Below are 13,421 nucleotides of genomic sequence, written 5' to 3'. Positions count from 1 at the left end.
AAAACCATAATCAAAAAGCAGCAAACACAAAAAAGCGCAGATAGTCTGCGCTTTTCACTATTATAAATAAAAGAGAAACTCTATTTCTTCACATTAAATGAAAATGGTGTTTCTGCTAATTGTAAGCTGTGGTTACGAGGGAAAATCAGGTACTCACCATGATATTTCACTTTCGACTTATAATCAGAACGCTTGTGAACCATCAAACCATGCTCATAAGCAGATTCAATAAACTCATGGTGATTACCGCGAACATAACAGGTTAATGGTTTCACTAACTCGGCAGAATCATCTTCACCATCAAAACAAGATTCAAGCTGTGTAGAGCAGATAATTAGCGAGTGATCACCATCAGAAAATAAAGACGCCTTTGGCAGCACTTCGTATTCTGTTGTTACACACCACTCTTTCTCTTCTTCTAAAAACTCACCCCACGCTAAAATCGCTTCTTTTGTAATAGGCTTTGTATTTTCAACAGGCGCTAACTCACCATATAAACGCGAGTAATGCTCAAAACGAGTCGGCAACTCAGTACCCGTTCCTTTTGTGCGCCCTTCTTTTTGCCATGTTTTTAGATCACCGGCTACGCAATGAGCAAAGCGCTGTGACTTAATTGCAGTGGTTACCCAGCGAATTAAAAAATGGTTTGCACTGACAGGGTTTTTAGGTAAACGACCACTGTCTTTTGACTCTTGTAAATCACCTAATGCAGCATTGATTACACGCTGAATTTCTTGATAATACTGCACTGATTTTTTTTCACTCATTTACGCTTTTCGCCCAAAAACAAAATAACAACCAAAAGATAAAATTGAACACGCCGTCATTGCGCCTACCATAGGCCACGCCGAATCTGACGGCAGCATTGCAATACCGACCCCAACTAATGAGCCAGTACCGAAACGTAATGTACCAGCTAGAGAAGACGCTGTCCCTGCCATTTTAGGGTAATGACTTAATAATAACGCCATACTATTACTACCAATAGTAGAAATACACCCAACCGACAAGACCACTGGGATAACCGTTCCCCATAACCCCCAACCTAACCACTGACCAATCATCATCAGTATGCCAGCGAACAACTGGATCGACAGCCCCAACTTTAGCATATTATGAGAGCCCGCTCGTTTTACGATACGGCCATTTAGCGTCGTCATAATGATTAGAAAAACAATATTTAAACCAAATAAGTAACCAAAGTTCTGAACACTCACGCCATAAATATCGATATAAACAAATGAGCCAGCGGTTAAAAATGCAAACATACAAGAGAATGAGAATGCACCAGAGAAGATCAGCCCAAGTGATACCGGGTTCTTAAATAGCGATAAATAATTTCGTAAAGAAGAGCTTAATTTGAACGGTTCGCGATTCTCTTCTTTTAATGTTTCTGGAATTTTCCACAAAATCGCAAAAATGATTAATACCGAAAAAACGGCCAATAACCAAAAGATAGAACGCCAGCCAAACCACACCGCTAAGTGGCCACCAATCATAGGCGCCGCTAATGGCGCAACCGTCATTACCAAAGTAATAAACGCCATGGTTCTCGCAAAATCTTCTTTATCAAACATATCTCGAACAATGGCCTGAATAACCACTGATGACGCCGCCCCAGCTACGCCTTGTAATACTCGGATATACATTAAGGACTCGATACTATCAACCAAAGCACCAATCACCGCACACACGGCAAATAAAATAGTCCCTATGATTAAAACAGGTCGACGCCCATAGCTATCTGCAAGTGGGCCATGAATAAGCTGAGCAATAGCAAAACCGGCAGTATAAGCCGTTAATGTCATTTGAACCGAACCGGCAGATACACCTAAGTCAGCCGCAATACTTGGCATTGCTGGCAAATACATGTCAATTGCAAGTGGAGTTAATGCCGCAATAGCACCCAAAATAACAATGAGTAATAAATTGAGTGTGGGTACCTCAGGAGAAGCACTAGAACTTGTGGACATAACTGATCCTACAAAAAGAAAGAGCAAAAGGAGTTTGAAATTTTAACACGACAAACGTTTGTCTGCTTATCAATTCTTAGAACTTTGCACTAATTTACGCAAGGATGCTCAAATGTTTATACCCGCTAATAGTATAAAAAAACGGCATGACCGAGATCATACCGTTTTTCTTTATAAAGCGGCTAGAAGCTATGCGAATACAGCTTCAACTTCTTCTTCAGTCAGGTAGCGATATTCACCAGGCTCTAGAGAATAATCTAAACCTAAACCGCCAATTTGAGAACGGTGTAAGCCATCAACTTTATTACCAAGCGCTGCAAACATACGTTTCACTTGGTGATATTTACCTTCTTGAATCGTTAATAGAAGTTCGTTTTCGTCTTCATCAACAATTTCCATTACCGCTGGCATAGTTAAACCAGTTTCACTCTTAAGTTGAATACCTTCTGCTAATTGCTCAGCGTAATCAGCACCGATAGATTCAGCTAACCACACTCGGTACGTTTTTGGACACTTACGTTTTGGAGATGTGATCTTATGTGACCATTGACCATCATCAGTAATTAATACCAAACCTGTCGTATCTACATCAAGACGACCCGCAAAGTGCAGTTTCTCAAGATTAACTTCATCTAAAAGCGTTAATGCCGATGGGTGAGTATTGTCTTCATGAGAACATACGTAACCATCTGGCTTAAATAGCATAATATAACGAGGACCATGGAATTTAAGTTCACGACCATCCCACTCAACCGTTGAGTCATCCGTTACTTTTACAGAAGTAACCTTGGTTTTCACACCATCAACGGTAACCGTACCACTTTTAATAATACGAGTTGCTTCTTTACGAGTGGCACCTGTTGTTTCGCACAAAAATTTATCTAAACGCATGAGAACCTCATTTCAATATTCTGCCGCATTATACCCAAACCACTTGAAGAAGCGAGCACACATAAAAAAATTAATGCGCCCCACCTTCAATTGATGCAGGATTCGAATTTGATTTAACAAAAAACATCATAAAAGCAGCAAAACCTAAGAAGAACGTCATCATTAAAAAGACATCGTTATACGCCATAATCGCCGCATCTCGCTGCATCGTCATGGTTAATGATGCTTTAGCTTGCAACATAGCCGTTGCAGGATCACTCCCCTTTGAGACAAACATCGCTGCACTCTGTTGCAATTGATACCAACCGTCGGTACTCACGCTAGTTAGTGTTTCTTTAATGTGCCCCAAATGCTCACGCGTTTTGTTATCCAGCATGGTCGCGATAATCGCAATACTGAATGCGCCACCCAAATTACGCAATACATTAGTAATGGTAGAAGCGTCCGCCACTTGATGTTTTTGAATTTCTTCCATCGCGACCAATGACAAAGGCACCATGATGAACGGGCTGCCAATCGCACGTAATAACATAGAGAAAATCAATTGATCGCCGCCAAATAAATAACTCATGTGCGTATTTACAAAGCAGCTAATGCCAAACATCGAAAAGCCAAAAAACACCAAATATTTCGCTTTTATAATCTGAGTTAACTTAGGAACTAATGGGAAAATTAATAACTGCGGAAAACCCATCCACATCAATACTTCACCAATTTCCAAGGCGTTATACCCTTGAATTTGGATCATATACATTGGCAGCACGTAAATAGACCCCAGCAGTGCCATCCCTAATATCAAATACGCTACGCATGACATCGCAAACTGACTTTGTTTCAATAGCCGCAAATTCACCAGAGGGTTCTTATGCTGTAGCTCATTAATCACAAAATAAATTAAGCTAATTGCCGAAATAATAGATAAGGTAATGATGAAACTAGAGCTAAACCACTCTTCACGGTTCCCCTCTTCTAGTACCACTTCTAAACAACCAAGACCAATCGCCATCGTGGTAATACCAAACCAATCGGCTTTTAATAAGCTGTCTAGTTTTAGCGGCTCATCATCAAGCCCGTAATTGACCATGCAAATAAGCGCAATTGCTGGTGGAATGTTGATGTAGAAAATATAGTGCCATGAGAAGTTTTCAGTTAACCAACCACCCAATGTTGGCCCGATAGAAGGTGCAAACGTCGCTGTTACCCCAAATAACGCCATCCCAACTGCACGCTTATTCAATGGCAATAACTGAACAACCAAAGAGAAAGCCAGTGGAATTAACGCCCCACCACTAAAGCCTTGGATCGCACGAAAGACGATCATTGATCCCATATTCCAAGACACAGAACACAGCACCGATGCCACAGCAAAAATGATGGTTGTCCAGGTTAAATAACGACGCTTACCAATCGCAACAGATAGCCAACCACTTAATGGAATCGCAATCATTTCTGCCACAAGATAAGAAGTCGATATCCACGAGCTCTCATCCATAGTGGCCGATAGCGCACCTTGAATGTCTTTTAGAGATGAGTTGGTGATCTGAATATCCAAAATCGCCATAAACGCCCCCAACAAACCACCAAATAGCGCTATCCAATGGCGTCTTGGTATTTCAGGTTCTATTGGTACATCGGCAGATTCATTTTGATTTGTCACCGTTAATTCTTGAGTCATGACTAACCTCGAGTATCAACCGTAGCAACCACAGAAAGACCCGGGATCAGCTTACCTTCTAATAAATCCGTATTTAAAATGCTGATTTTAACAGGTACACGTTGCACAATTTTAGTGAAGTTACCGGTCGCATTCTCTGGTGGCAGTAACGCAAACTTAGCGCCAGTAGCAGGAGAAAAACTATCAACAATGCCTTTTAAGTGTAGATCTGGGTAGGCATCAAGGTCTACAAACACTTTTTGTCCTTTGTGAATATCACCCAGTTGCGTTTCTTTGAAGTTTGCTTCAATCCAAACCTCTGTTGTTGGAACTAAACTAAGCAAAGGCATACCCGCTTGAACCAATAAACCGCTGCGCAAACTACGTTTACCTACCACACCATCAATTGGCGCGTAGATATTAGTGTAAGACAGGTTAATCTCTGTTTGTTCTAACGCCGCTTTGGCTTGAACTAACCCAGCCTCCGCTTGAGCAATCTCGCTTTCAATCACATTGATTTGTTCTTTAGATGCTTGGTAATTGGCTTTTGCAGCATCCACATTTGCCAGCGTCACTTTAAGGTGTGATACGTTATTATCTAACTCATCTTGTGACGAATAATTCTTTTTAATTAACGCTTTAGTTCGTTTAACTTGTTGCTGAGCACGCTCATATTCCGCATTGGCTGATTCAATCTCACTCGCCGCTTGACGAATACGAATGTCTTGCAACTTACGCTCAGCCGCTAGGTTCTTAATTGCAGCAGAGCTAACCAATACGTTCGCCTCTGCTTTCTCTTTTTCTGCCTCAAAATCACGACTGTCTATGGTTGCCAATAAATCACCCGCTTTTACCACTTGGTTATCTTCAACAAATGTTTTGGCAATGTAACCGCCTACTTTAGGGCTGATCGTTGTGATATCACCTTGCAGATACGCATTGTCTGTTGATTGGAAGTATTGTCCATAACCGTACCAGTAACCCGCCCCTGCAAGACCACATAGAATAATCACAATCGTTGCAATCAAAGGTGCTTTATTTTTTTTCTTTTGTTGTTCTGCCACGGTACGTACCCACTTTGAAGATGAAGCCATTCACGCTAAATCAACATGAATGTAATAAATAAGAGAAGCAGAGTATAAAACGAAAATGATTTGTTGATTAGATAGGAAAAAAAGGAAACACTGTTGCATAAATCTTACCAATCAATAAGGAATCGTCTAATGATGGATTTGAATAACATTACCATATTAAATCAAGTGATTGATTCTGGTAGCTTTACTCAAGCAGCCATTAATCTTGGAATGACAAAATCAACCGTTAGCCGAAAACTTGCAGAGCTTGAAGAGCATCTAGGCGTGAAGTTGATCACTCGTTCGACACGAAAATTAGGCTTAACTCAGGAAGGTGAGGTTTTTTATCAAGCCAGCGTTAAAGTGCTCGATATCATGCAACAAACCGAGCTAGAGCTGACTGCAAATCAAAATTTAATTCGCGGTCATCTTAACTTAGCCATGCCAGTAGAGATCGGGCATAACGTCATGTCTGATTACATCAACAGCTTTCTTAAACGCTACCCTGAAGTATCAGTTAATGTTGAAATGACCAACAGAGCCGTCGATATTATTGGTGATGGCATTGATCTTTATGTCCAAATTGGCGAGATCAACGACTCTTCATTAGTCGCACGAACCATCGATTTTTCTGAGCGTATTATTGTGGCAAGCCCTGAGTATTTAGACACTTATGGAATGATTACCTCACCAGAAGATCTCCAGTCGCCTCATCATCAAATCAAAGTCGTTAACGCGGTAAAAGTGCCTAATCTGTATTTTAACCAAGTCGATAAAGCCATTCGCGTTAATCTGCCTTATCGCTTGAAAGTGAATACCATTACGGCGTGTAAATCTGCTTGTTTAAGTGGTTTAGGCATCGCTTCTTTACCTGAGTTCTTATGTCGAGAGCACATCAAAAATGGCGAACTGGTGCAAATTCTTCCTGATTGGGATTTGCCAAAAGCGGCGATTAGCTTGGTGTTTCCACAAAATAAACTGATACCAAAACGATTACGTGTTTTTATTGACCATGTACTTGAACGATTTGAATTAACGACAGCGGAAAGAAATAAGAGTAAATAATTCACTAAAATTACATCAATTTTTCTGAATCTATTAATTTCACTTGCCAGTAAGGTCATTCATCGAATACGATGCGATGGTCTATATGCACATCACTGGATTTTTTTGTGGTTCAACTGTTTCGATTATTGATAATTTGTCTTTGCTTTGGGGTAAGCTCGCTTGCTCAGGCATCTGCATATCATCAAAATAGCTACAGTGACTTCTCAGAATTGACCATTGAGCAACATTCTACCGTTCCTGTGACACTTTCTGTTGATAGCTCTTCTATCCTATCGATTGATTTCTCTACGTGTGCCATCGACAACGCTCAATCTGACCCAACAGCATTACACTCTCAAAATGCATCTCAAAGCCACGACGTTAACTTAGGCATCGCCTATTCTTCTCGTATGGCAAACCTAGCACGCCATGAGCCAGAAGAAGTTTTCCCTGTTTATGAATTAGCGTTAGAGATCCCAACGATCCCTTCTGAACAATTAACCATTGGTTATCAAGAAAAACCAAAACCAAGTGTTGATTGGGCGTTATACAGCTATTCATCGGTTTCTCGAGTCTCTGCTTGGAAAGAAAGTAACCTCCTCTACAGTCATCGACTGTTCCCTGCGGCTTAATTTCACACTCAAAATCCATCGATTTATCACTTAGTTATTTCTGTATTCAGACTTAACTAGATTTGTGACTTTTTCGCATACGTATTGTCGTATGTGAGGTGAAATTATTATGCAAAGAAAACAACCAATACAACGACTGAACCATTATTCTAAATGGAAATACATCGTACTTATTACGACCCTTGTTATTCTATTATTGAGTGCGATCCCGACTTGGTATGGTGAAGATGCCGCCGTGCAAATCACCAACAAAGATGGACACATTCCATCGGTTGTATCACTACAAAACACCCTAACCGAGCAAGGCATTAACGTAAAACGCATCGAACAAAAAGGCGATAAAACCATCGTTATTTTGAAAGATGAAGCACAACAAGTTGCCGCTAAAGATATTCTAGGTTCAGTGATTGATGAAAGCCAAAAAGGCACCACACTAGCATTGTCTCTTGCACCTGCTGCACCAGCTTGGCTGCAAAACATGGGCTTTGAACCAATCAAACTCGGCCTTGATTTACGTGGCGGTGTGCAATTCTTACTGGATGTGGATGTAAACCAAGTTTACCAAGCACAACGTAACGAATTAGCTGACTCGCTAAAACAAGAGCTACGTGAAGAACGCATTCGCTCAGTTCGCTTACAAAAAGTAGACAGCGATACGCTAGTGGTTCACTTACCTTCAGAAGAAGCAAGCCACGCTGCTCGTCAATTCATTCATAAAAACTACCCTACTTGGCAAATCACCAATGATGACGGTTTTGATCTTAAATTAACGCTAAAAGAAGATGAAAAAATTGCCGTACGTAATCTAACAGTACAGCAAAACCTTCAAACCATGCGTAGCCGTATTGAAGAGTTAGGTATTACTGAAGCACTGGTTCAGCGTCAAGGTGAAAACCGCATTCGTATCGAGCTTCCGGGCGTTCAAGATCCAGCAGCAGCGAAAAACGTTATTGGTGCGACGGCCAGCCTTGCTTTCTATGCAGTAAAAGAACAAGGCACTGGCAGCACAATGATCGTTCCTGATCAAAACGGCCAACCAGTTCGCGTAGGCAGAAAACCAGTGCTAACGGGTGATCACATTGTTGATGCTCGCGCTAGCCTTGGCGAAATGGGCATGGCAGAAGTAAACATTGTTCTTGATAGTTCAGGCGGCAAAATCATGTCTGAGTTCTCTCGTCACAATGTCGGCAAGCCAATGGCAACCTCATACAACGAATACAGCCGTGATAGCGCAGGTAACACTGAGCAAAGTAACCAAATCATCAGTGTGGCAACGATTCAAAGTCAACTAGGTAGCCGCTTTAGAATCACAGGATCTGGTTCTCTTCAAGAATCTCAAGAACTTGCTCTACTTCTACGTGCTGGTTCATTAACTGCGCCTGTAACCATCGTTGAAGAACGCACTATTGGTCCAACGCTAGGTGCTGAAAACATCCAAAATGGTTTTGCCGCTTTAGGTCTTGGTCTTGGTTTAACGCTGCTGTTTATGGCGGTGTGGTATCGTCGTTTAGGCTGGGTTGCCAACATTGCGCTTATTGGCAACATGGTGATGCTATTTGGTCTGCTTGCGCTTATTCCGGGTGCGGTTCTTACGCTTCCGGGTATTGCAGGTCTTGTGCTGACCGTTGGTATGGCGGTTGATACTAACGTACTTATTTTTGAACGTATTAAAGATAAACAGAAAGAAGGTCGAACATTGGCTCAAGCCATTGATAGAGGCTTTAGTAGTGCATTTGGTACCATTTTCGATGCCAACTTCACCACAATGATTACCGCAGTGGTTCTATACACCATAGGTAATGGCCCTATTCAAGGCTTTGCATTAACTCTGGGCTTAGGTCTATTAACCAGTATGTTCACCGGCATCTTCGCGTCACGTGCCATTATCAATTTAGTTTGGGGTCGTGATTCTCGTCATGATGTTAGGGTTTAAGTTATGTTTATAAATATGAAAAATGCAACAAAATGGCGTCACATGACGAGTGTGGTTTCTATCGGTTTGATGATTTTTGCATTATCGATGATAGCAACCAAAGGCCTTAACTGGGGCTTAGATTTCACTGGCGGTATCGTGAGTGAAGTTCAAATTGATAGCAAAATCACAAGCAGTGAAATTGCGCCGTTATTGGATGCAAGCTTTAAACAAGATGTGGCGGTGATTGCCTCTGGTGAGCCGGGTCGTTGGGTGTTGCGTTATGCGATTCCACCAAAAGGCGTTGAACTTCCACCGCTGACTGAGGTACTTGCTCCTCTGCATTCAGAGGTTCAAGTATTGAATACCAGTATCGTTGGTCCACAAGTAGGCCAAGAGCTAACTGAGCAAGGCGGCATGGCGTTATTGGTGTCAGTTTTGGTTATCTTAGCGTACTTAAGTTACCGCTTTGAATGGCGTTTGGCTTCTGGCTCTTTGTTTGCCCTAACCCACGATATCGTGTTTGTACTTGGTTTCTTTGCTGCAACTCAAATGGAGTTTAACTTAACCACCCTAGCCGCTATTTTGGCGATTTTAGGTTACTCGTTGAATGACTCGATCATCATTGCAGATAGAATACGTGAGCTATTAATTGCCAAACCTGAGTTATCTATCCAAGAGGTAAATAACGAAGCAGTTGCGGCAACCTTCTCTCGTACTATGGTGACATCAGGTACAACCCTAATCACTGTTGGTTCTTTATGGTTACTAGGTGGAGGTCCATTAGAGGGCTTTGCGATTGCGATGTTCATCGGTATTGTAACAGGTACTTGGTCTTCTATCTCAGTGGGTACAAGTTTACCTGAGTACTTTGGTTTGAATTCAGATCACTACAAGCCGAAGCCTATTTCTGAAGAGCCGTAAGGGTTGGTTTAGATAGATAGTAAAAAGCCGCAGGGGATGCGGCTGATGTTGAGGGATCTGGTTTAGGCTGGATCCCTTTTTCTGACATTAACAATAGCATTTACTTAAATAGTAAAAGAACAATATATTGACAAAATTATAATTAACCCTGTCTTAAAGTAATTTAGTACTCGATACTCTAAAAGTAGAGTATTATACCCCAAACGGGGTATGGCTATGATTTAATATATAGCAAAACTATAATTTATTAAATAGGTTATTATTAATGCAAGAAAATATTGAAGCTTTATTATCAAAAGATGAATCTCCTACTCTAGAATTTAAAAGGCAATGGTATTGGGATAATGATACTTGTAAAGATGATATGAGCGATAAATGGGGAGAATTATTAAAAGATTTAATTTCATTATCAAATGGTTATCTCGGACATACAAATAAAAACAGATATTTAATTTTTGGATTCGATGAAACGGAAAAGAAAATATATAATGTTAATTTGGAAAATATTAAACAGCTTAAAAACATCACTCGTTTTAAAAAAGATTTAATTCAACGATTAGAAAAAATTACTCAGCCTGCATTTATTAATTTCAATCTAGAACTTATACCTTATAAAGGAGATAACCTCTTAGTTTTTGAAATTCCTTGCCCAGTATATCTGACCGAACTAAAAAAAGAGCTTAAAACAAAAACTCGTCATCTTGATGAAGGGGCTGTCCTTATTAGGAAAGGGCAAAAATCAGATGAAATCAGAACTGCAAAGCCTTCTGAAATAAGTGAAATGACCAATGAGTTTCTTATTTACAGAAACTCTGAAGCTCATAAAAACACTTCACATCCTCTTGAGATTGTTATTGAAAAAGAAAGAACTATAGAGAAAACAGTACAGCTATACATGGATAAAAATACAAGTTTTTCTCTTGCTGATAAATACCCAATAAAAGAACGAAACTGGAAAGATGGTATTATATATGAAGTATATAAATTAATAGATGGGTTTTCAGGAATTCGTGAATTTATTTATATTCATAGCAGCGCAAATCAAAGTAAAACTTTAGGCGAGATAAAGAAAAGAAACCTTGTAGAAAATTTATCCACATCTATTGTTTTAGTTGAAAAACCAAACATTAAAGATATAACAAAAAGAAAAAATAACTTAAAGAAACTATTTAAAACAGAATATGTATTCTTTATTGATGAATTTGGTTATGAGTATCTTTATAAGGATTGTATACTTCCATATGAAAAGTTTAATCTACCAATTTATGTAAATGGTTTATATGATGATGTGGATAATTTTGATTTACCAGCAATTAAAGCGCTAGAGGATTGGTATGATAGTAAAAACCAACCTCTTTTTGTCGTCAGTGGACATGGCGGCATAGGTAAGACGACTTTAGCAAAACAATTCTTAGATATTGTTTATGACCGTGAAGAACATCCAGGTATTTTATTTATAGATTCAAAAGAAATTATTCATGAGTTATCCAGAAATTATAGTCGCGAAAATAAAATATCAGATGTCTTCGATTTCTATGATGCATTAATGGAAGTTGATAATTCTGAAGAATCTCGTTTTGATAAAGAGTTATTAAAACTTTCTATTGATAATGGTAGTTTACTTCTTGTTTTAGATGGCATAGATGAAGTAATTGCTAAATTAGGTGATAAATTTGATGTTGAAAAATTTATCACCTCCATTTTCGATGAGTATTCATCTGAACAACATAAAACCAAAATACTAATTACATGTAGAGACCACTTTTGGAAAGAAGTTGGTAAAAGCATCTTATTACCTGAGATCACACTTAAAGCTTTTAATAAAACTCTCGCTGAAGATTTCTTTTCTCAAAAGTTAGCTTCTGATAAAAGAAAAATTACTAAAGCTATGAAAATGGCTGATGAATTAGCAATAGAAGATGCAAGTAAATCATCAGAGGAAAGTGCTAAAACATATATTCCTTTCTTGTTAGATATGATTGGTTATTTAGTTAATACTCAAAATCTTGACTTAGAGCAACAAGGTAGCCTAGAGAGTCAATATTTAACACAAAACAATCACACTGATCAGTTAGTCTCTCAAGTCTGTAAAAGAGAAGTAATTAAACTAGAAAGCTTAACTGTTGATGGACAAATAAAGTTCTTCATTAGAATGGCTTCAAGTAAAAAAAATGGTATTAGCATTTATGACATAAAAGAAGAAATAGAAAAAATATCATCTTCATTTGAATCATCTATTGTAGATAAATTAAAAGGACATCCATTAGTTCAATTTGAGAATGAACACTTTTATTTTAGATATGATGTTTTTGATATATATTTCAAATCGCTATTAATATTCGATTTGTTTAACAATAAAAACATCAACAATATTAACGAGGAAATATATAGAGTTATAAATGGTTATCTTAAATATGATAATAGTTTCACCAAATCTATAACATCAAAAATAAATTTAGATGATGAACTGATTATTTTCTGTATTGATTTAATTGAAAAAGTTGAAAACTCCATCTATGCTCAAGATGGACAACAAGATATTTTTATATCAGCAATCGTATCACTTTTACTTGAATTATTGCAAGATGGAAGAACCACTCAATCTAATATTGAAACACGAAGTAATATAATCAATGAAATTTTTGGTAGTGGTAACATTATAAAGAGATTATGTCTAGTTAATATCTTTGGAGAATCTGTATCTAAACCTACATTTGATTTTAGGGGGAAACACTTAGATAGATGTACCTTTAATAATTATGAGTATTTCTGGGAGTGTAATATGGATGATAATACAACGTCTGAAAACTCCATATTTAAAGGTATTGATCCTAGGCAAAATATAAAGTTTGATATTCCAAAAAATATATTTACAAATAGCGACACATCTCATATATCTCACTTACTAAATGAAAAACAAGAAGAAATAAAAAGTAATAAAGAAAGCGTAATATCAGATTTAATGAAAGTCTTTAAATTATTTTATCAACGAGGTAACTTTTATGCCAGGAAACAAGAGGAAGTAAGAAAAAAATTATCTACAGTTACTTTTTTACATGATTTAATTAGTAAAGGGGTTATAAAAAATTATATTGATCCTAAAAAACCATCCATGCAACAGTATCGCGTAAATGATGATTATAAAAGTGTCATAGACTATATTGAACAAGGAACACCTTCTTTAGAATTGCAAAGGCTATCCGAAGAATATATATAATATTTATTTCCCTACTAGGGTATATTTAATTATACTCTAGTAGGTGAAAATTAATATCGACTTCCCCAAAGCATAACGTGTACTACGACCCCCAGCCC

The 13,421-nt window shown here is 38.3% G+C and carries 10 protein-coding genes; 5 read left to right on the top strand and 5 right to left on the bottom strand.

What is annotated here, in order from left to right; all coding sequences use genetic code 11:
* Positions 1 to 80 precede the first annotated feature (80 nt).
* From PVK70_RS15990 to PVK70_RS15970, 5 genes are all read right to left on the bottom strand, one after another.
* On the bottom strand, positions 81 to 767 hold the full coding sequence (locus PVK70_RS15990) for a DUF2913 family protein (RefSeq protein ID WP_130043175.1): 687 nt from the start codon (positions 765 to 767) through the stop codon (positions 81 to 83).
* Complete coding sequence (locus PVK70_RS15985) at positions 768 to 1,973, bottom strand: Bcr/CflA family multidrug efflux MFS transporter (RefSeq protein WP_130049035.1); 1,206 nt, start codon at positions 1,971 to 1,973, stop codon at positions 768 to 770.
* A gap of 189 nt (positions 1,974 to 2,162) precedes the next feature.
* Positions 2,163 to 2,864 (bottom strand): 16S rRNA pseudouridine(516) synthase RsuA, encoded by a 702-nt coding sequence (gene rsuA, locus PVK70_RS15980; RefSeq protein WP_130049034.1) that lies wholly within the window; start codon positions 2,862 to 2,864, stop codon positions 2,163 to 2,165.
* Positions 2,865 to 2,934: 70 nt separating this feature from the next.
* Positions 2,935 to 4,539, bottom strand: coding sequence for a DHA2 family efflux MFS transporter permease subunit (locus PVK70_RS15975; RefSeq protein ID WP_130049033.1), 1,605 nt, complete (start codon positions 4,537 to 4,539; stop codon positions 2,935 to 2,937).
* Between the two features lie 2 nt (positions 4,540 to 4,541).
* Entirely contained in the window at positions 4,542 to 5,612 is a 1,071-nt protein-coding gene (locus PVK70_RS15970; protein WP_242504815.1) for an HlyD family secretion protein, read from the bottom strand.
* Between the two features lie 129 nt (positions 5,613 to 5,741).
* Here PVK70_RS15970 and PVK70_RS15965 point away from each other — a divergent pair, with 129 nt between their 5' ends.
* From PVK70_RS15965 to PVK70_RS15945, 5 genes are all read left to right on the top strand, one after another.
* The gene (locus PVK70_RS15965) at positions 5,742 to 6,656 is read left to right on the top strand and encodes a LysR family transcriptional regulator (protein WP_130049032.1); all 915 of its coding nucleotides are present in this window, start codon (positions 5,742 to 5,744) and stop codon (positions 6,654 to 6,656) included.
* A gap of 107 nt (positions 6,657 to 6,763) precedes the next feature.
* On the top strand, positions 6,764 to 7,270 hold the full coding sequence (locus tag PVK70_RS15960) for a hypothetical protein (RefSeq protein WP_130049031.1): 507 nt from the start codon (positions 6,764 to 6,766) through the stop codon (positions 7,268 to 7,270).
* 109 nt (positions 7,271 to 7,379) lie between these two features.
* Positions 7,380 to 9,203 (top strand): protein translocase subunit SecD, encoded by a 1,824-nt coding sequence (gene secD / locus PVK70_RS15955; protein ID WP_130049030.1) that lies wholly within the window; start codon positions 7,380 to 7,382, stop codon positions 9,201 to 9,203.
* Positions 9,204 to 9,206: 3 nt separating this feature from the next.
* On the top strand, positions 9,207 to 10,106 hold the full coding sequence (gene secF / locus PVK70_RS15950; protein WP_122035557.1) for a protein translocase subunit SecF: 900 nt from the start codon (positions 9,207 to 9,209) through the stop codon (positions 10,104 to 10,106).
* A gap of 265 nt (positions 10,107 to 10,371) precedes the next feature.
* The gene (locus tag PVK70_RS15945) at positions 10,372 to 13,323 is read left to right on the top strand and encodes an NACHT domain-containing protein (RefSeq protein WP_130049029.1); all 2,952 of its coding nucleotides are present in this window, start codon (positions 10,372 to 10,374) and stop codon (positions 13,321 to 13,323) included.
* Positions 13,324 to 13,421: the final 98 nt, after the last annotated feature.

It is taken from the genome of Aliivibrio sp. A6 (assembly GCF_028765505.1).
Taxonomy (GTDB): Bacteria; Pseudomonadota; Gammaproteobacteria; order Enterobacterales; family Vibrionaceae; genus Aliivibrio; species Aliivibrio finisterrensis_A.
Note: the sequence above shows the minus strand (reverse complement) of the source record. Positions and strands in the feature narration are given on the sequence as shown.